This is a genomic window from Arthrobacter sp. Z4-13 (genome assembly GCF_054792705.1).
Map to the genome: position 1 here is coordinate 842,427 of NZ_CP096459.1, position 18,638 is coordinate 861,064.

Annotated in this window: 17 protein-coding genes; 7 read left to right on the top strand and 10 right to left on the bottom strand. The window is 65.8% G+C overall.

What is annotated here, in order from left to right; all coding sequences use genetic code 11:
- Positions 1 to 27: 27 nt before the first annotated feature.
- The 4 genes from M1E07_RS05820 to M1E07_RS05835 all read right to left on the bottom strand — a co-directional run bounded on the left by M1E07_RS05820 (position 28) and on the right by M1E07_RS05835 (position 4,814).
- Positions 28 to 1,329: a hemolysin family protein gene (locus M1E07_RS05820; protein ID WP_461189315.1), complete on the bottom strand. Its 1,302-nt coding sequence runs from the start codon at positions 1,327 to 1,329 to the stop codon at positions 28 to 30.
- 31 nt (positions 1,330 to 1,360) lie between these two features.
- Entirely contained in the window at positions 1,361 to 2,209 is an 849-nt protein-coding gene (locus tag M1E07_RS05825; RefSeq protein WP_461189316.1) for an alpha/beta fold hydrolase, read from the bottom strand.
- Between the two features lie 100 nt (positions 2,210 to 2,309).
- Positions 2,310 to 3,389, bottom strand: coding sequence for a glycerophosphodiester phosphodiesterase family protein (locus M1E07_RS05830; RefSeq protein ID WP_461189317.1), 1,080 nt, complete (start codon positions 3,387 to 3,389; stop codon positions 2,310 to 2,312).
- 186 nt (positions 3,390 to 3,575) lie between these two features.
- On the bottom strand, positions 3,576 to 4,814 hold the full coding sequence (locus M1E07_RS05835) for an MFS transporter (RefSeq protein ID WP_461189318.1): 1,239 nt from the start codon (positions 4,812 to 4,814) through the stop codon (positions 3,576 to 3,578).
- A gap of 198 nt (positions 4,815 to 5,012) precedes the next feature.
- Between M1E07_RS05835 and M1E07_RS05840 the strand changes: the two genes are divergently transcribed.
- Positions 5,013 to 5,279 (top strand): hypothetical protein, encoded by a 267-nt coding sequence (locus M1E07_RS05840; protein ID WP_461189319.1) that lies wholly within the window; start codon positions 5,013 to 5,015, stop codon positions 5,277 to 5,279.
- A gap of 23 nt (positions 5,280 to 5,302) precedes the next feature.
- On the opposite strand, the gene M1E07_RS05845 is transcribed toward M1E07_RS05840, so the two are convergent.
- Together M1E07_RS05845 and M1E07_RS05850 are read right to left on the bottom strand one after the other, a co-directional pair.
- A complete protein-coding gene (locus M1E07_RS05845; protein WP_461189320.1) occupies positions 5,303 to 6,892 on the bottom strand; it encodes a serine hydrolase domain-containing protein in 1,590 nt (529 codons plus the stop codon).
- 115 nt (positions 6,893 to 7,007) lie between these two features.
- On the bottom strand, positions 7,008 to 8,012 hold the full coding sequence (locus M1E07_RS05850) for a bile acid:sodium symporter family protein (protein WP_461189321.1): 1,005 nt from the start codon (positions 8,010 to 8,012) through the stop codon (positions 7,008 to 7,010).
- Positions 8,013 to 8,109: 97 nt separating this feature from the next.
- On the opposite strand from M1E07_RS05850, the gene M1E07_RS05855 reads away from it, so the two are divergent.
- Positions 8,110 to 8,613, top strand: a complete 504-nt coding sequence (locus M1E07_RS05855; protein WP_461189322.1) for a mycothiol transferase — start codon at positions 8,110 to 8,112, stop codon at positions 8,611 to 8,613.
- Positions 8,614 to 8,634: 21 nt separating this feature from the next.
- Here M1E07_RS05855 and M1E07_RS05860 read toward each other — a convergent pair whose 3' ends face one another.
- The 4 genes from M1E07_RS05860 to M1E07_RS05875 form a co-directional block, all read right to left on the bottom strand.
- Positions 8,635 to 11,286 carry a PEP/pyruvate-binding domain-containing protein gene (locus M1E07_RS05860; RefSeq protein ID WP_461189323.1) on the bottom strand — a complete coding sequence of 884 codons (2,652 nt, stop codon included), beginning with the start codon at positions 11,284 to 11,286 and terminating at the stop codon, positions 8,635 to 8,637.
- Positions 11,287 to 11,389: 103 nt separating this feature from the next.
- Positions 11,390 to 11,656, bottom strand: coding sequence for a hypothetical protein (locus M1E07_RS05865; RefSeq protein WP_461189324.1), 267 nt, complete (start codon positions 11,654 to 11,656; stop codon positions 11,390 to 11,392).
- 418 nt (positions 11,657 to 12,074) lie between these two features.
- A complete protein-coding gene (locus tag M1E07_RS05870) occupies positions 12,075 to 12,353 on the bottom strand; it encodes a hypothetical protein (RefSeq protein WP_461189325.1) in 279 nt (92 codons plus the stop codon).
- 710 nt (positions 12,354 to 13,063) lie between these two features.
- Positions 13,064 to 13,759: a DUF2306 domain-containing protein gene (locus tag M1E07_RS05875; RefSeq protein ID WP_461189326.1), complete on the bottom strand. Its 696-nt coding sequence runs from the start codon at positions 13,757 to 13,759 to the stop codon at positions 13,064 to 13,066.
- Between the two features lie 266 nt (positions 13,760 to 14,025).
- Between M1E07_RS05875 and M1E07_RS05880 the strand changes: the two genes are divergently transcribed.
- From M1E07_RS05880 to M1E07_RS05900, 5 genes are all read left to right on the top strand, one after another.
- The gene (locus tag M1E07_RS05880) at positions 14,026 to 14,322 is read left to right on the top strand and encodes a hypothetical protein (protein ID WP_461189327.1); all 297 of its coding nucleotides are present in this window, start codon (positions 14,026 to 14,028) and stop codon (positions 14,320 to 14,322) included.
- 268 nt (positions 14,323 to 14,590) lie between these two features.
- Positions 14,591 to 15,934: a response regulator gene (locus tag M1E07_RS05885; RefSeq protein ID WP_461189328.1), complete on the top strand. Its 1,344-nt coding sequence runs from the start codon at positions 14,591 to 14,593 to the stop codon at positions 15,932 to 15,934.
- A gap of 150 nt (positions 15,935 to 16,084) precedes the next feature.
- Positions 16,085 to 16,855, top strand: a complete 771-nt coding sequence (locus tag M1E07_RS05890; RefSeq protein WP_461189329.1) for a type 1 glutamine amidotransferase domain-containing protein — start codon at positions 16,085 to 16,087, stop codon at positions 16,853 to 16,855.
- A 219-nt stretch (positions 16,856 to 17,074) separates the two neighbouring features.
- Entirely contained in the window at positions 17,075 to 17,767 is a 693-nt protein-coding gene (locus tag M1E07_RS05895; protein ID WP_461189330.1) for an LmeA family phospholipid-binding protein, read from the top strand.
- A 36-nt stretch (positions 17,768 to 17,803) separates the two neighbouring features.
- On the top strand, positions 17,804 to 18,622 hold the full coding sequence (locus tag M1E07_RS05900) for a pyruvate, water dikinase regulatory protein (protein WP_461189331.1): 819 nt from the start codon (positions 17,804 to 17,806) through the stop codon (positions 18,620 to 18,622).
- Positions 18,623 to 18,638 lie beyond the last annotated feature (16 nt).

Below are 18,638 nucleotides of genomic sequence, written 5' to 3' on the forward strand. Positions count from 1 at the left end.
GCGCATGCTGCCAGCATTACAGGAGCATCAGGAACTGGGTATACCGAAGGAACCAGGAGTCACGCGGATCCGTGCGATCCGCAGCCTGTCCATCGCGGTCACCGTCAGCATGTGCCCGTCCACCTCCACCCGGTCGCCGGTCCGGGGAAGCCGGCCCAGCTTGTCGATGACGAACCCGGCCACCGTTTCGTAGTGCCCCTCCGGCAGTTCAAGCCCGGACGCCGAGGCGAACTCCTGAAGGATCAGCCCGCCGTCCACCTCGAGGGATTCCCCGGCTTTGGTGACGCGGTCCTCGGGGTCGGCGCCGGCGTCGTACTCGTCGTAAATCTCGCCCACCAACTCTTCCACGAGATCCTCCATGGTGACGATGCCGTCCGTGCCGCCGTACTCATCCACCACCAGCGCAATCTGCTGGCCCAGCCTGCGCATGCGTTGCAGCGACGGCAGAACTTTGTTGGTTCCCGGCAGCGGAAGGATCTCCCGCGCGAGGTCCCGCACCAGCCCGTCGTTGTACTTCCCGTCCCGGGGCATCAGGTCACGGATGTGGATGAAGCCCAGGACGTCGTCGGGCGTTTTGTCGATCACGGGATAGCGCGAATAGGGGCCATCGCGGACCAGGTGGCGCGCGTCAGCGATGCTCAGGTTTCCGTTGACGAAGGTCACCTCGGTCCGCGGGCGCATCACCTCCTGCAGCGAACGGTCCGCGGCCCCGAAGACGTCCGACAGGATGCTCCTGCTGTCTTCCTCCAGCGACTCGCTTTCAGCCACCATGTCCCACAGTTCCTCGGAGCTGAGGCTCTCCTGCTTCACGTTTGGATCCCCGCCGAAGAGTCGAACCACCGCGTCCGTTGAAACGGACAGCAGCCAGACGGCGGGCCGCATAATGTCGGAGAGGACGCTCAGGGACGGGGCCAGGACTCTCGTGAAGCCGACGGCGCTCTGCATGGCCAGCCTTTTGGGCACCAGCTCCCCGAGCACCAGGGACAGGTAGGCAACCAGCAGCGTCATGCCGATGAAGGACACCGGTTCAGCCGCGGTGCCCAGTCCTGCGGCCTGCAGGAGGGGCACGACGTCGGGGGCGATCGTGGAGGCGCCGTAGGCTGCGGAGAAGAAGCCGGAGAGCGTCACGCCGATCTGGATGGTGGAGAGGAAGCGGTTGGGGTTGCCGGCCAGCGCGGCGATCCTGGCGCCATGTTTTCCGCTTCTTTCCATTCGGCGCACCTGGCTCTCGCGGAGGGAAACCAGCGCCATTTCCGTGCCGGCGAAGACCCCGCCCAGCAACACAAAAAAGAGGACCAGGAGGAAGTTGACCAGGGTATTGCTGTCCATAAACAGACATTACCCAATCGACTCTGCGCGCCTAGCTGTTCCAGCCGTGGTGGTCTTCCTGCAACAGCTTCGCGAAGTCGGAGGCGTGTGTGGCCGGGAACCAGTGTCCGGCCTTCACTTTCGTCACGGTGAGCCTGGGCACCCAATTTTCCAGACCGTCGGTCAGCTTCGGGGAAAGGAAGGGGTCCTTCACCGGGACCACCACATGGACAGGAACCGATACCGGAAGCGGCGGTTGGCGCGTGACGTGGAAGTTTGCCCGGTAGAGAGCAAGCCCGCGGACGGGGTTGTTGCCTACCGCCCGCCCGGTGGCTCTCTCGTAGGAGCCGGTGAGGAAGCGCCAGAGCACTTCGGGCAGCACCGGAATCTGGAAGAAGGCAACGTACAGGCTGCGCAGGAGCTGTCCCAGCAGTTGGGCCCAGCCGCGCGGTTGCCGCAGCCGTTGACGCAGCCACCAGGAAAAGTGCCACAGGTCTGGTCCGGACACGCTGGTGAACCGGCTGATCCTGCCCGCCGCGCGTGGGTCCTGCACAGCTGCCCAGGCCTGGATGGACCCCCAGTCGTGGCCCACGAGGTGAACGGACGAGGCACCCATTGCGGCCAGCACGGCGTAAAGATCATCCACCAGCGTCGGCAGCACAAAGCTCCCGGGCTTGCCGGTGAGGGATGATTGCCCGGCATTGCGGGTGTCATAAGCGATCACGTGGCATGTCTCTGCCAGCTCGTGAATGAGCGGAAGGAACACGCTGTGGTCATCCGGGTAGCCGTGAACCAGGAGCAGGGTAGGGGTATCCGGTGCCGGTTGCGGGCCGTATTCGAAGACTGCCAGTTCCGCCCCCTGCGACGGGACTATCCGCGGCTCTTCATTCCAGCTGCTCATCGGCAAAGCCTATAGCTTCACAACACTCACAGCCGCGATGCCCAGCCTGGCGGCAGCTTCGATAAGCTGCCGCCAGGCTGGCACTCAGGGCTGTTCAGGCTTACTCCTTCACCTCATACGCCTTGGGCAGCTTGAGGCCCCGTTCCTGCATGAGGGTGCGCAGGCGGGTGGGGTAGTCGGTGATGATGCCGTCCACGCCCAGGTCCATTAGGCGCTCCATGTCCGCGGTGGTGTTCACGGTCCACGGGATCACGGGCAGGCCCAGTTCGTGGGCTTCGGCGATCATCTCCGGGGTGACGGAGCTGAACGTGGGGGAGACGACGTCGTACCCCTGGGCAGCTGCGGCCTTGGGAAGGGAACCGTTGTAGTCGTCGATGTCGATGCCGCCCAGGTTGCGGCTGGCGCCGGGCTGGCCCACGCCCATCCACGCGTTGCCGCTGGAGAGCGCCACCAGCGGCAGCTCCGGCGCGATCTCCTTGGTGAGGTTCAGCGATGACCAGTCGAAGGACTGCAGGGTGGTCCGGTCCGCCATGCCGGACGCCTGGATCCCGGCCACCACTGCGCGGGTGAGGGACTCCATGCCGGCGCCGCCGATCTCGCTGCTCTCCACCTTGGTCTCCACGTTGAAGCGGACCTTCGCGGCGCCGGCGTCGCGGACCAGCTGGTAGACGTCCTGGAGCTCCGCGATCCGGTTGCCCTCGATGACGTCCTGCTCCGGGTAGCCGGCCAGCTGCTTGAAGCCGCAGTTGAGCGTCTTGATCTGGGCCAGGGACAGGTCGGCCACGCGGTCGCCCACGTACGGAAATTCCGGGTCGCCGGCGGTGGCCGCTGCGGTGTCCGCGCATTTGGCGGCCTGGATGGTGTCGTCGTGCCAGACGATCACCTTCCCGTCCTCGGTCAGGTGCGTGTCCAGCTCCAGGGTGGTCACGCCCAAGGCCAGCGAGTTCGTGAACGCGGCCAGGGATTCCTCGGTCCATTCGCCGCGGCCGCCGCGGTGGCTCTGCAGGTCAAAGGAGCCGTTGCGCTCGTTGGTCTTGATCGCGCTTGTTGTCGCCGTTGGCGCCGTTCCTGCAGCGTTCGACGACGGCGTGCCGGCTTCGTTCTCCGGGGCGGCGACGGCGGGGCTCGCCATGGCGGCGATCAGGGCGGCGGCTGCCGCAGCAGTCAGGACGTGGCGCATGGGTGGTTCCTCCAGGGGTGATGGGACCGGCTGATGCCGGTGACCCGTCAACGCTAGGGAGGGCAGGTTGCGTGTTTGGTGCGCGGAGTTGGAGGGGAGGTGAACGGGGGTGGTCTGTGCGTTCACCTTGAGGGCTTCGCGCCAGTCTTGACACCCTTTCCCGCGCTCAGGAACGTCGGCAGATCCCTAGCGCGTCCCCTTCGTCTCCTCGATGGGCCGGGGCCGCTTCCACGTGGACTCGCGCGGGCCCGGCGGGTAGGCCGCCGTCTTTCCGGCGTAGGTGATGACCAGCGCTGCGATGACCGGGAGTGCCGCAGCCGCCGGCACCAACAAAGGCCCTGCCACCACCAGGGCGGCGGAGCCGTAGAGCGCGCCGATGGTGATGCCCAGCTGGATGGTCAGGACAGTAAGCCCATTCGCAGCGTCCTTGTTCTCGCGGCCGGCGCGGAGGATGGCCGACTGGTTGTAGATACCGATGGCGCCCAGTCCGGCGCCCCACACTGTCATCAAAGCCAGGGCGAGGAAAAGGCTGCCACCCACGAAAGGCAACGCCAGCATCGAAACGGCGATTGCCGCCGTCGTAATCAAAAGCGAACGGCGCGGGTGGGAATCCACGGTGAGCCCGGCGATCCAGATGCCCAGCAGGCCGGAGACGCCGAGGACGGTGAGGGAGAGGCTGATGGCGTAGTCGGGCAGGCCGGCGTCGCGGATGTACGGGGCGATGTAGGTGAAGAGCGCAAAGTGGGCCAGGACCAGCAGCGGCCAGGCGATGGCCACGGGCTTCACGCCGGGCTGCGCGATGGCCGCGCGCATGGAGGGGCGGACCTCGCCGGCGCCGCGCCGGACGGACGGCAGCAGCAAGAAGCCGAGGACGGCGAGGAGTACGCCGAAGCCGGCGAGGGCCAGGAACGCCGCCCGCCAGCCGAGGACCGTGCCCAGGGCGGTGCCCACCGGGGCGCCGATGGCCAGGCCCAGGCTGTTGCCGCTGAAGACGATGGCCAGGGCCTTGCCCACCTTGTCCGCCGGAACCACGCGGGAGACGTAGGGGGCCATGGTGGTCCAGAGCAGGCCGTGCGCCAGGCCGCCCACCAGCCGCGCCACCATGGCGAAGGTGAAGTCGGGGGCGATGCCCACCAGGGCGTTGCTGAGCGCGAAGGTCAGGACGAGCGCCACCAGCAAAGGCCGCTTCGGTATGTTGGCGAGCAGCCGGGCGGCGGGCACCACGGTGACCACGATGACGGCGGCGTAGGCGGCGGCGAGGTAGCCGGCAACCGGCTCGGACACATTGAGGCCGGTGCTGATCTGGGGGAGCAGTCCGGAGGGGAGCAGTTCGGTGGTGATCGCGGTGAAGGCGATGGTGGCCAGGACCATCATGGCGGCCAGCGGGAAACGCTGGGGCGCCGGCGCGGGAATCGCGGAGGACATTAAGGAGGTTCCATTCAAGGGGGAGGGGAGGGGAGTGGAACCGGGCGCAACTGGGCCGAACAATTCCTCCAACAAGTTTACCGGGTGAACTAAGGGCTTCGGTGCAGATCCGGCGCGGCGTAGGGGGCCCTGCTGGTACCTGCCAGGCGCGATCTGCGCCAGACTGGAGTCCGGTCCAAACAACGAAAGCAGATTCCCTTGATTACTCTCCAGCAGGACGCAGAAGGCTTTATCCGGATGAACCGGCACTACCCGGCCAGCGTCCGCATCAGGATCACCTTCACCGACGGCAGCACCCGCGAGTTCTCAGGCCAGACCCTCAACAACGCGTACGATGCAGCGCTCGCTGAATTCCGCGCAAAGAACGGCCTCGACGCGCGGGGATTCTCCAGGAACACTGCGGGCCGCACGAACTCCGGCAACAAGGTCGATTTTGTTCCGGTGCATCCTGGAATGGGGGAGTAGCCGGCGCACGCGCTCGAGAATGCTTACGGCGCTGGCCGCGTGATGAGCAGCCACACCGTCCGCGGGATGGACCAGATGACCGCCAGCGCGAGCACCGGCACCAGCGAGACGCCGACGTCGGGAAACTGGCGGATGATGACCAGCAGGTCGGTGTCGAACCGGGCAGGGGCGTAGAGAAGGCACAGCCAGAGGGCGAATCCGTCGAGCCCCAGGGTGGCGGCGGCCCAGGCCAGCGGAGCCCAGCGTTTGCCGGCCATGAACCGTCGCCGCAGCAGGACCGAGAGTGACAGCCACAGGCTCAGCAGTTCGGCCAGCAGCAATGCCGCCGAGACCGCCCAGCTGTAGCGCTGCAGCCAGTCCTCATGGACGACGGCGGGCAGCGGGGACTGCCCGTGGAGGATCCGCAGGATGTTGGTGTCGATGGCCTTGAGCCGGGACGGGGCAGCGGTGTCGTTGCCGTTGATGACCAGGGCGACGCCGAGGCCGGACTCCGGAACCATGGCCAGGTAGGTGTGGCTGTTGCCCCATTCGCCCTGGTGCTCCAGCAGCAGCGGCAACTCTTCCTGGGCCGGCTCTGACGGATCAGCAGACTCCACGAGCGGCCGGGTATACCAGCCCATTCCGTAACCCTTGGTTTCGTCCACGGACGTACCGGGTTCGAACATCACCGCCACGCTCTGGGCCTGAAGGATCCGCGCGCCGCCGTACCTGCCGCCGTCGAGCAGCGCCGTCAGCACGTGGCCCAGGTCCTCGGCCGAGGCGTACAGGGTGCTGGACGGCATCCCGGCGGCGGGCGCGGGGACATCCGTCCGAAGCCAGAAGGAGCTGAACCAGCGGGAATACCCGGCGGCCGCCCTGGCCTCCCGGGCCGCGGCCTGGGTGGGATGGCTGTGGACCATATCCAGCGGCCCGAACACGTGTTGCTTCAGATAGTCCCCGAACGGCTGGCCGGCGACGGTCTGCACCAGGAGGCCCAGGATGTTGTAGTTGGCGCTGGCGTAGTGGAAAGCCCGGCCCGGTTCACCGGCAAGGGGAGAGCCCGCCAGTCCGCGGATTGCTTCCTCGAGGGCTTCCGGGTGCTGTGCAAGGGAGGCTTCGAAGGCTGTGTCCCTGGAGGACATGCCGCTGGTCTGGTGGAGCAGGTGGCGGACAGTGACCACCGACGAGCGGGCGTCGTCCAGGGTGAACCAAGGCAGGTAGGTCTGCACCGGCTCATCCAGCCGCAGCCGCCCGGCCTCCACCTGCTGCATCACCGCGATGGCCGTCAGGGACTTGCTGGTGGAGGCGAGCAGCACCGGCGTCCGGGTGGTCATCGGCCGCCCGGAGGAGTCCGCGCGGCCGAAAGCGGCTGAGTGCACCTGAACACCGTCACGGACGACGGCGACGGCGGCTCCCGGAATCCCGAGGGTTTCGAGCTGTTCCCGCAGGAAGGCGTCCACCGCCGCGTAGGTCTGCCCAGGACCGGCGGGTTCCGCGGCAGTTGCGGCGGCCGAGGCTGCCGGGGGAGCGGCGCCGCCGAGGACCGCTGCCACCAGGACGCACAGCAGCAGGCAGCGCGCTGACCACGATATTGTCCGCATGGCTGCACCTGCTTCGGCTGGCCGTTCCTTCACGGTAGAACCTGGCCAAACGGAAAACAACGGTCACCGTGTCACCGGTCAACGAAAACCAGGTCCCACCGCCAATTGTGAGTGCGCCTTGATTCCGGCTGCCTCAGTTGAACTGCGCTTACTCTGTTACAGCTGACGGAACCGGCTGACCCCCGGGTGCAGCAGGAGTGCTGCGGCGGCGCCAGTAGGCGGCCAGAAGGGCGCCGGAAACGTTGTGCCAGACAGAGAAAATAGCGCCGGGCAGAGCCGCTTCGGGAGTCAGGTACTGCCGTGCCAGCCCTGCTGCCAGCCCGGAATTCTGCATGCCGACCTCAATTGCGGTGGTACGCCGGGAAGGAATCGGCAGCCGGAACACACGGGCCGCAGCGTAACCGAGGGCATATCCCAGGCCGTTGTGCAGAATAACGGCGGCGAGAACCAGCAGTCCGGCTGCGAAGATGGCCTTTGCGCTTCCGGCAACCACGGCAATCACCACGGCGGTGATGGCGAGTACCGAAATCCAGGGAAGGGCAGGCAGTGCCCGGTTGACGAGGCGCGGCAGGAAGAGCCGGACAACAAGTCCCAGCAGCACGGGGAACAGCACGATCTGGACGATGGACCACGCCATCGAGCCGGCGTCCACCGGCATGTACTGGCCGGCCAGCCACAATGCCAGCACCGGGGTCAGCAGCGGGGCGATCAGCGTCGACACGGTGGTCATCGCGACGGACAGGGCGACGTCACCTTTGGCCAGGTAGGACACCACGTTGGAAGCCGTTCCGCCAGGGCAGCAGCCCACCAGGATGACGCCCGCGGCCAGGGCAGGCGGCAGTCCCAGCGCCGCGGCGACCAGCCAGCCCAGGAACGGCATGATGGCATACTGCGCCACCACTCCGATGACCACCGGGACAGGGCGTTTGGCGATGACGGCGAAGTCAGGGGGCGTGAGTGTCAGGCCCATGCCGAACATGATGATTCCCAGGAGGGGGTTGATCCAGGGGGCCAGCCCGGTGAAGGCTGTTGGAGCGGCAAGCGCTACGGCTCCTCCGGCCAGGATAAGTATGGGAAAGAGCGTGACGGCGACGCGGGCGCTGCGTTCTTCGGCGGCTGATGCCGTGGTGGAAGATTCGGATAAAGAAGACATACCTACCGGATTATCACAGGGAGGGTGGGGTTCCAGAATCAGCGTGTTTTGATGACGGAAGGGGTGCCTGTGTAAAGAGGAAAGGAAAGGGACGTGAATGAAAACCAATGAGTTGCTGCAGGACGCATTCGGCCGGATCCGGGAGACAGTGGAGGACACGCTGGAAGGGCTCGACGGCGATGCCCTCACCCAGCGGCCGGGTGGCACCGGGAACTCGATCGCCTGGCTGATCTGGCACCTTGGCCGGGTGGAGGACGCACAGGTGGCCGCCGCGGCCGGACTGGAGCAGGGGTGGACGTCGCAGGGTTTTGCGGGCCGTTTTGGTCTGCCGCTGCCGGAGCGGGACACCGGCTACGGCCACTCGAGTGAACAGGTTGACGCGGTGCAGGCCGGGCCGGAACTGCTGCTTGGGTACTACGACGCCGTGCACCGGAAGACCGCTGGCTTCCTGGAGGGACTGGGGGACGAGGACCTGGACCGCATCGTGGACCGGCGCTGGGACCCGCCCGTAACCCTCGGCGTCCGGCTGGTCAGCACCCTTGCCGACTGCCTCCAGCACGTGGGGCAGGCCGCCTATGCGAAAGGGCTGGGGCGTACGTAGTCGGACGAAGCTACACCGCTGCTACGTGGCCGGCTGCTGGATGGTGACGGTGCCCGCGTCGCCATCCACGCTGATCTGCTGGCCGGTGGAAAGCCGCTGCGTGGCCACCCCGGTGCCGAGGACGGCCGGGATGCCGTACTCGCGGGCTACGATGGAGCTGTGGCTCAACGGCCCGCCGACGTCGGTCACCACGGCGGAGGCCATCGCGAACAGCGACGTCCAGGCGGGAGTGGTGATGCGGGCCACCAGGACATCGCCGGGCACCATCTGCCCGAAGTCCTGCGGCCCGGTGAGGACGCGCGCGGGCGCGCTGACCCGGCCCGCACTGGCGCCAACGCCTTTGATGATGTCGCCGGGCTGGTGCTGTGAGCCTGCCGGCATCATCGACCCGAACGCCTTCTCCATCCACCGGTTCTCCGGGAGCAGTTGCGGCGCGGCGGCCTTCGCCTGGCCCCGCCACAGCATCCTGCGCTCCTCGACGGCGGCGGCACGGACGGGCCGGTCAGCTCCGGTAATGGCGGCGCCCGCCCGCGCTCCCGGTTCAGCGAGGCCGAACTCGACGGCGCTGCGCAGCTCCTGATGGCGCAGCCAGAACACATCGTCCGCCGAAGCGATGACGCTGGATTCCACCAGCCGCTGCCCGAGTTCGAGCAGCATCCGCCGCAGCAGCGGCCAGGCGAGTCCGACGTCGGCCAGTGCGTCCTCGCGGATCGGTGCCGTGTCCTGGGCCCACCGGAGCAGCCGGAGGAATGCGGCCCGGCGGCGGGGTCCGAGCCGGCCGGCCATCTGGCTGGTCAGGTTTTCACGGCGTTCCGTCGACAGGCGCTGCCGCTCATGCGGGTCCGTGCCCTGCCCCCGGAGGTAGAACTTCACCGTGTTCAGCAGTGCGGACGGATCGTCGGCCGGCACTGGGCTGGCGAAGTCCAGGTTATAGACCGTGTGGCCGAACAGCCCCAGGTGCTCCTGGAAGGCGAAACACCATTCCTGCCAGAGGACGTCGTCCACAGCTCCGGGCGGGGAACCGGTGCGCTGGCACTCGGCGAGCACCGCCGTCGGCCGGTCCAGCAAAGCCGCCGAGAGCCCGGGGTCGCTGCGGGCCCAGCCGGCCAGGTCATGCAGTGACTTCTCCGCCCGAATCGGTTCGCTGTCGTAGCCGAGGAGGAACGTCTGGGCGGGGGGATCACCGTCGCGCCGGACAAGCTTGTCGTAGAACGCCCGAAAGGAGAGCTCGCTGGTAGCGGCGAGCGGAATGATCGACTGCACGGCGGTGTAGTAGACGGTGCCGGCGTCCAGCAGCGCCTGAACACCCGCCAGCAGCTCCTCACCGGAGAGCTCCCCGACGGGCTTCGCGGACCAGTCCCTGATCACCCGTTCGTACCGGGGGTGCGAGAATTCGCGCCAGCCCGACACGCCCATGTGCGCCTTGCCGCGGGCCAATGCACCTACAGCCGTCAGTGACTTGCCCATCAGCCGCCACATTCCGGAGCTGCGGTAGTAGTAATAGGCGTAGCCGTTGACGGTGGGCAGCCGGATGTCGCCGTCGCGGATGACGTTCCTGCCCACGGCCTGGGCCAGCAGGGACTGCAGCGACCGCGCCACCGAGCCGTCGATCATGTCAGCAAACAGCGGTGTGAGCGGGTCGGGCAGTTGTTCCACGATGCTCGCCCGGAAGTAGAGGCCCTTTGGATACGGCAGGGGCCAGGTCTCCGGGGTGTCCGCTGCCGGTTCGGGGAGCGCCGTGATGGGCCGGGATTGCAGGATAAAGAACTGGCCACCGGCCCGTGCCCACTCGATGTCCTGCGGGGCGCCGAAGTGATCTGCGATCCGCTGTCCATAGCCGGCCAGCTCAGCCGCCGCCCGGTCATCGAGCACGGGCTCACGACGGCGGGCTGCCGCCACCGGCTGCTCCCGGGTGCCGTTCTCCGCGTAGACAGTCATGACCTCCTTGTCGGCTGTCTGCCGCGACACCACCGAGCCGGTCCCGGCGTCGACGGTCACGTCATCGGTGCTGACCGTCCCGCTGACCACTGACTCGCCCAGGCCCCACGCGGCACTGACCACCGTCTGGTCCCGCCGGCCATTGGCCGGGTTGGCAGTGAACATGACACCGGCGGCCTCGGCCTCCACCATCTGCTGGATGACGACGGCGAGGCGCACCTCGTCCGGTCCCACGCCTTCGCGGGCACGGTAGGCCATGGCGCGCGCCGTCCAGAGGGAGGCCCAGCAATCGATCACGGCTTTGGCCAGGGCGTCCGTGCCGCGGACGTTCAGGTAGGTGTCCTGCTGCCCGGCGAAACTGGCGGAGGCAAGGTCCTCGGCAGTGGCGGAGGAGCGCACGGCCACTGCCGTGTCCCCGCCGAGATGCCCGTAGGATGCGCTAAGTTCTGCTGCGATCCCGGCAGGTATGGTGCCGCTCCGGAACAGGGCTGTGATCCGCTCCGAGGCATCCGCATAGTCCCGCGGTACCGCCTGCGGTGGCAGCGATGCCAGTTCCTGAATGGCCGCGTCCAGGTGGTTTTCAGTGACGAAGTGCGAATACGCGGCGGTGGTGAGCACAAACCCCGGCGGGACCGGCAGTCCGGCCTGGATGAGGCCGCCCAGTCCCACGGCCTTGCCCCCGGCCACGCTGACGTCGTCCCGTCCCGCATCGGCGAGATCGTTCACATAGGTCATGGCCGCGCGTCCTTGCTGCCCCGGTTTAGGGCGCCTGGGAACCTGATGCTCACATACTGGCACTGCAAGGGACAGGAGGCCACAGGTTCGGAGCCGCGAGCGCCTACGGTTGCACGGAGTCGAAAAACTTGTAGCCGGGGTCCGACTGCCCGGTCTCGGCAGCGCGGGATTTCATCCGGATGAAATCTATGTCCTGTTGGCAGAGCGTGGTCTCGCCGTGGGGGTCCTCGTTGAGGGGCTCGTTTGTGGCTGCACTGATTTCTGCTGACAAGGTGCGCGGAAGGATCACGCAGCCGGGGTTATCAATCAACCACTGCGTAACTGTGGCGGGAAGCCTGTGCCACTGGTCTTGAATGCGCGTGTCGGTCATGGTGTGCCTTTCAGGGCTGTCATTCAGGGGCCGGTTGGATGGGAGAAGGGTTGACGGATGCGAGGACGCCGTTGAGCATCAGTGCCGAGCGGCGTGTACTGGAAGGTCTTGGAGGGTGGTCATGGCGTTTTGCCAATGTTCTTGAGGATGGACCGTCGGACCACGGGAACAGCAGCCCTGGGGACTGCAGGAAAGTTGGACTCATTATTCGGGGAACCGGATGTCCAGTCACGACGTCCCGAGATGCTTCGAGTGTACGCTCAATGGCGCATGCCGGGGTGTTAAACCCTGTGGCAATCATGGCGAGCCAAAGCTGCCAATCATCGCGCCTCTGCACAAGTTTCAGGGCACGGTGATCCATTAGGGCAGGTTTTGCCCACAACCCTTCCGGACGGTTCCGGTGCCGGTGTGTCTTCGGTCAGATGGTGGCCGGCAATGTCGGTAAAGGTGGAGCAGAATCGCCGAATAAGGGTTGCCGGCCGGACCGGTAGGCAGCGTCGATGACGGGTTCGAGTTCGTCCAGTACAGTGCGGTTTCCCGGGAGAACAACATGGGCCAGGAACTCCGATTCGAGGGTGGCGATGCCTGCCGCCGCAGACGCGAGTTTTGCATCTATTGACAGAGCCAGGGCGTGCCAAAACCTGCGGTTGGTGCGTTCGAGGATTTTTGCCTTCGCTTCGCGGATAGGGCCCTCCACTGTGTCCCCTGCGGTTGTTGAGGTGCCATCAGATTGTGGCAATGAAACTACGATGCGAAATTGCCTCCCGCCGCCCCTGAAGGCGATGGCGCTCCGGTTCCCACGTTGGCTGAAAAGAACGTCCGTCGCCCCGTGGTCCACGAGCGCGCGTTTGATATGTTCCCGGGACGCCCCGCTGCTGAAAGAGTCGCCACGGGTGTAAGGACTTGTCATCGTCCAACTATGCACCTTTCGGCCCGTCCTCTCCGCCTGGTTTCCCGGCGCCACCGGCGGGGACCCCTGCTTCGACATCGATTTCGGGGGCACGCAGCCTGTGGTGGTTGTGGTTGTGATGGATTCTGCGATGGTGCCGTCTTTTTTGGGAATGGTTGCTGCTGGGGTCAACGGGAGGGGCAGCCGAAGCCACCAGTGACGACCCGTTCCTGCGGCGCCGCAACCGTGAAAGTACGACTACCGTCAAGCCCAGCCAAGCGAAAGCGGCACCGAGAATCAGGATCACCGCTGGAATCGTGTCCATGGTTGAGTTTAGGCCCGGAGCAGCCTGCATGCCCTACTCGTTTCCGGGTGGGCTGACCACCCGGTGACGGAGATTCGGGGCATCCTGGCGCGCGCTGACGCAGAGACGGAGCACTAACCCCAAGAGCACTGATGCCCTGCACCATGGCTAGCCTGCTACAACAGCTCCCGCCTTCAGCGGCGGAGGAGAAGGCCTAAGCGGGCTGGATAGCGGGGCGGGGCTTTCGTGCGGTTCCTTGCGCTCGGCGGTGGATGAAGTATTCGGCCACCGCCAGGCTGAGAACCCATGATGCCCCGATCAGGAGCGCCCGGGTCAGCTCGTCCACCGGCCCCACCAGGACGATCCAGGGAATGGTCACCACAACAATGGTTCCCTGGGCAATGCCGATGGCGTACGCCCGGGACATCCACTCACTGTGCCGGACGTAGTTCCGGCGCCGCACGGCGATGAAACCCAGGATGATGAACGCCACCATCGCGGACCCAAACACCAGTCGAAGGATGAGCAGCAGCGTCCCGTCCAGGGGCGGGAGGTCGTAAAAAACGGCCATCCACAAACCGGACAGGGCGGCGAGCAGGCCGGCCGGGGCGATGATGCGGCCGGCAATTTTGTGCCAGCTTGCCTTGCCGCGCTTGCCCAGGCGCAGCGAGGGAACGAACTGGAATGCGCCCAGCACCAGATACACGGTGACCGTTGGGATATGGATCAGCACGGGGACCGGCGAGTCGAAGAACCGGGCGTTGTCCGGGGTTACCTGGCCTCCCGTCAGGTCGGTCAGGCGAACAATCCCGGCGATGATCGGGACCAAGCTGAGGAAGATCAGGGCGGCGGGCACGAGCCACCGGAACCGGGGCTTTGGACGGGAGCGGGGAATGGTTGCAGATGTCATGGCTTCGCTTCTCTGGTCTGTGCGCTCAGGCAATAGACGGGTTGAGTCAGCCTGGAGCCCCCGATTCGTACGGCCTACGCTCAACCTACTGCACTTGGTTCCGGCAAGCGACAGGCATGTATGTAAAGGTTTGTTGTAGGTGCAGTGCTGGACATACGGTTTACCGATGCTGTCAAATGGGGCGAGCAATAAGTGAATATTTGCCGTCGGGGAGCGATGACTGGGACATCAGCGTAGAACCGAAGGCAATTTGAGGAAGCCGGTCTATGGAATTGGGTAGCGGCCCTGGGTGGAAAGCTCAGCAAAAGCTGAGCGAAAACCCAGGGGAACTGGATCACCTGGTTTGTTGTCGGGACTCGGAGTGGCGGCGGGCCCTTTGCGGCTACATCGCGGAAGACCCGTCATTGCTCCATGCGTCGGACAACGCCTGCAGGCTGTGCATCACGACTGCTGAAAGCATGGATGCGGTTCCCGGGGACCGGCAGTGCCCTATCGACATCCAGCCGTGTCCGGATGAGGCGGAAATCGAGCGGATGATCGACGAGGCCGTCTCCGGCACCTGACCGGTGATCAGGTACAGCCTCGGGGCAGTACCTAAGATTTTCCCAACCTCCGGCATGGATCCTGATCAAGGATCACGCCAGCGCGAACCGCCTCTGGGCAGGTTTCCTTGCTGAGTCTCCGGTGAACCACTGTTGCGTACACGCGCCTCAAAACAAGTACCCGACGGAATGGGTGACTGAAGAAGCGAGTACTGACCACTGTGGTTTGTGTTTCTTCCCGCCACTTCAATGGGAACCACGCATCACCGGTCTATATGGGGGAATCATCGTGATTACTTTGGAACTGCCCAACAACACTGGCCACGCAGGCCTCGTTCCCGAAGCGTCGCCAACGACGTCTGCGCTTCAAATCTCGGTTTTCGGCCCGTTGACGGTTCGTCGCGGCGACATCGAGCTGGGCGCAAATGACCTGGGCGGGCCCAAGCCCCGCCAGGTACTCGAAATTCTGCTGATGAATTTTGGCTCGCCAGTGTCGAAGAGGCGGCTCATGGATCTGCTGTGGCCTGGCAAGCAACCGGCTGTTGCACTGCCTACCCTTGAAAGCTATGTCAGTGTCCTTCGGCGTCAACTGCAGCCCGGTGCCGGCCGACGAGGCCCCCTGCGGACGGTCACCGGAGGCTACGCCATCGACCGGTCACTGGTGGAACTGGACCTGGACCGGTTCGAGACGCTAACAAATATGGCCGGGCAGGCGGAGCCCCGCGAGGCGCTGGCACTGCTGACGGAAGCACTCGACCTGGCCTCCGAGCCGCTGCTCGGGGAGGAGCTGCTGCCTGCCTGGGCGGAGGAGGAGCGGGCCGCACACGCAACGCGCGTCGGCCTTGCCCGCGTCTTGGCTGCAGAAACCGCGCTCGTCGCGGGGGAAGTCGGCAAGGCCATTGCCTGGGGCGGCTCGGCAGTAAAGGAGGATCCGCTCAACGAACGTGCATGGACCGCGTTGATTCTTGGCCTGGAGCAGAATGGCGAGAACACGGAAGCGTTGCGGGCTTTTGAACGCTGCCGGAGGGTTATGGATGAGGAACTGGGCTGTGCGCCGTCGCCCGTGCTGAGGGAGGCGCAAGCCAGGCTTTTGAGGAGCACCGCGGCAACTTCCGGGCCAGCGGAATTCCGCGGCCGTCCCGTGGCGCCGGAAAGTCGTCCCCTTGCGGCGGCGGCCACGGAGACGGCGGAACGTTTGCGGGTCCTGATTGTTGATGACCACACCACCTTCTCCAGTCTGCTGGCCGGGGCCCTGGACCGCGAGCCGGACCTGCAAAGTGTAGGAGCGGCGGCGTCCGTGACATCAGCCGTGAGCATGTTCCGGGACCTCGAACCCGACGTCGTCATCATGGACATGTACCTTCCTGACGGCAGCGGACTTGAAGCTGCAGAGCGCATCCTCGCGGAAGCACCGGAAACCCGGATCATCATGCTGACAGGCAACCCCTCACAGGAAGCGCTCCGCGGGGCGGCACGCGCGGGCGTCTGTGGATTCCTTCCGAAAGACGGCGCCCTGGGAGCCATGCTGGACACTTTGCGGCACGCCCGCACCGGCAGCATGATTGTGACTCCGTCCCTGCTGACCGGATGGGGCAGCGCCACTGATTCCCTGCCGATACCAACAGCTGCGTAACCCCTCGCCCGGCCGGCAACCCCTAATCACTGTCGCGACAGGTCAGCGAACCTGAGCCGGGCCGGCCCGCCCGGCTCCGGATCGGCGGCCGGACGGGGTGGGCCCGGATGGGCTGCGCGTAGGGTGGGAGGTGGACGATAGGAGCACTTCATGAAGAAAATCCTCATGGTACTGACCAGCGTTTCCGAGATCGGCGATACGGGGGAGAAGACCGGTTACAACGTGGCCGAGGCTGCACATCCCTGGAAGGTGTTCAAGGATTCCGGGCATTTCGTCGACTTTGCGTCCATCCAGGGCGGCCAGCCCCCGCGTGACGAGGTGGACTCGAAAGATCCCATCCAGGTCGCCTTCACGGAAGATGAGACCACGCGCGCCGGTCTCTACAACACTGCCCGCGTGGGCGTCGTTGATCCCGCCCAGTACGACGGCGTCTTCCTCGTGGGCGGCCACGGCACCATGTGGGACTTTCCGGACAGCGAAGGTCTGCAGGATCTGGTGGCCAGTGTCTACAACAACGGCGGAGTGGTGGGCGCGGTCTGCCACGGACCGGCCGGCCTGCTGAACGTGGAACTGGAGAACGGGCTTCGCCTCGTCGAGGGCCGAAGGGTGGCTGCCTTCACCAACGACGAGGAGGTCGCTGCAGGCAAAGACAAGGTCATCCCGTTCTTCCTGGCAGACCGGCTTGAGGAACAGGGCGCCACCCACGTCTCCTCTGATGTCTTTGAGGAGAGGGTCGTAGTTGACGACCGGCTGGTGACCGGCCAGAACCCGGCTTCAGCTGCCGGCGTGGCCAAGGAGATGGAGAAGCTCTTCGCAGCCGTCATCCACCAGGAAAAGGCCGAGGAACAGCACGACGCTGAGGCCCTGCGCGCCGAGAAGGACGCCATCAAGGCTGCTGCCGCCGGGGAAGAGGAGCGGTAATTTCCAAGCCCCCCGGCATCCTCACCTGGTCGCCGGAGCGCAACAGGGAATCCAGGCGCCGCCTTGCGGACCTCCAGCCTCGGCTTGTCTTGTTCGGTCACGGCAAGCCGGCCACGTACGGCCCATCAGAACGCATGGGATTTTGATGGTTGCCTGAAAGACATCGCCACTCGTGACGCCAGGTTTCGCGGCCAGGCGGCGAGCCCTCAGACTGTCCTAGTGAAGTGGACACGTGCGAAGGACTGGCTAATCGGTGCTGTTGGAATGGTCCTCATTTTGGTGGCCGCCGTTGCGATCTTTTGGTGGGTGGTGAGCGATCCGGCTGGCGGGGGCGAAGCAGGGCCCGCGCCGTCGTCGACAGCGGGCACCGAGCGCACGCCGGGCGCAGATCCTCCCGCCGGCCTGCGCGAGGATGACCTGTGGCTCGGTGCCGTCGTGCTGGATGCCGGGACAGTGGTGGCTGCGGGCTCGACACTCCGCGACGTTCGGGCCGTCGGGCAGGATGTAGTCACGGGGCCTGGCGGTCTGATCGCTGCAGAGCTCAAAGTGGACGCGACCGTACCCTTCGAGGTTGTCGCTGACGAGCTCGGGAACGGGACAGTAGTTCGCGCTGCTGACGGCGGTCAGGCCAGCGTGGTTCGCACCGTCGAGGCCCTGGGGCGCGAAGTACGCGTCATCGCCACCGGCACGGTCATGGTCGAGGGCGGCAGGCTCCTGGTCGAGCCACGCTCCATCGCCTTTGGTGGGCCGGCCTTCCTCTCCGACGCCACTGCCGCCGTCGTGCGCGGGCTCGTAACCATCGAGCACGACATCAAGGGACTGCCCGAGGGTCTCGTGCTTCAGGACGTCGCCGTCCAGGGCGACGGCTTCCGTGCCAACCTTCGGGGCGAGGACGTCAAGCTCGTCCCGTAGAGTTCATCCCCCTGTCCGGCCAGCTAGGGTCGTTCCATGACCACTGACGCTCTTCGGCTTGTCTATTTCCTTTCGGACAGTACCGGCATCACGGCGGAAACGCTGGGCAACACGTTGCTGACGCAGTTTCCCGGAAACAACTTCGACCGCATAACCATCCCCTTCATCACCACCGTTGACCAGGCGCGGTCGGTAGTCAGGATCATCGACAGCGCCGCCGCTACCGGCCCGGCGCCGCTCGTCTTTTCCACGGCGGTCAGCAGTGACATCCGCCAGACGCTGTCCACATGCCAGGGAATCATCGTGGACCTTATCGGCTCATACGTGGAACAGCTGGAGCATGCGCTGGGCAGCCACGCCAGCGGGGAGCCCGGCCGGGCGCACGGCCTGGGAAACGCTGCGCGCTACCAGTCCCGGATGGCCGCCGTCGAGTATGCGATGGAGCACGACGACGGCCAGAGCCTGCGTGCGCTGGAGAAGGCCCAGGTCATCCTGGTGGCCCCGTCCCGGTGCGGGAAGACGCCCACCACCATGTACCTGGCGCTGCAGCACGGGATCTTCGCGGCGAACTTCCCGCTGGTGGAGGAGGATTTCGAACGCGAGGGGCTGCCCAAATCGCTCAAGCCGTTCGTGTCGAAATGTTTCGGCCTCACCACCAACCCGCTGCGCCTCAGCCAGGTCCGCACTGAACGGCGCCGCGGCTCACCCTACGCGTCATTGCGCCAGTGCGGTTTTGAGCTGAGGAGCGCGGAGCGGCTCTACGAATCCCACGGGATCCCGTACCTCAATTCGGCCAGCGTGTCCGTGGAGGAGATGGCGGCCACCATCCTTCAGAAGATGAACCTCAAGCATTAGGGAAAAGTTCCACAAA

Coding starts and splice junctions, on each gene's coding strand:
- M1E07_RS05900 (WP_461189331.1), top strand. CDS start 17,804: ATGACCACTGACGCTCTTCGGCTTGTCTATTTCCTTTCGGACAGTACC.
- M1E07_RS05880 (WP_461189327.1), top strand. CDS start 14,026: ATGGAATTGGGTAGCGGCCCTGGGTGGAAAGCTCAGCAAAAGCTGAGC.
- M1E07_RS05890 (WP_461189329.1), top strand. CDS start 16,085: ATGAAGAAAATCCTCATGGTACTGACCAGCGTTTCCGAGATCGGCGAT.
- M1E07_RS05860 (WP_461189323.1), bottom strand. CDS start 11,286: ATGACCTATGTGAACGATCTCGCCGATGCGGGACGGGACGACGTCAGC.
- M1E07_RS05830 (WP_461189317.1), bottom strand. CDS start 3,389: ATGCGCCACGTCCTGACTGCTGCGGCAGCCGCCGCCCTGATCGCCGCC.
- M1E07_RS05825 (WP_461189316.1), bottom strand. CDS start 2,209: ATGAGCAGCTGGAATGAAGAGCCGCGGATAGTCCCGTCGCAGGGGGCG.
- M1E07_RS05865 (WP_461189324.1), bottom strand. CDS start 11,656: ATGACCGACACGCGCATTCAAGACCAGTGGCACAGGCTTCCCGCCACA.
- M1E07_RS05820 (WP_461189315.1), bottom strand. CDS start 1,329: ATGGACAGCAATACCCTGGTCAACTTCCTCCTGGTCCTCTTTTTTGTG.
- M1E07_RS05855 (WP_461189322.1), top strand. CDS start 8,110: ATGAAAACCAATGAGTTGCTGCAGGACGCATTCGGCCGGATCCGGGAG.
- M1E07_RS05850 (WP_461189321.1), bottom strand. CDS start 8,012: ATGTCTTCTTTATCCGAATCTTCCACCACGGCATCAGCCGCCGAAGAA.
- M1E07_RS05835 (WP_461189318.1), bottom strand. CDS start 4,814: ATGTCCTCCGCGATTCCCGCGCCGGCGCCCCAGCGTTTCCCGCTGGCC.
- M1E07_RS05875 (WP_461189326.1), bottom strand. CDS start 13,759: ATGACATCTGCAACCATTCCCCGCTCCCGTCCAAAGCCCCGGTTCCGG.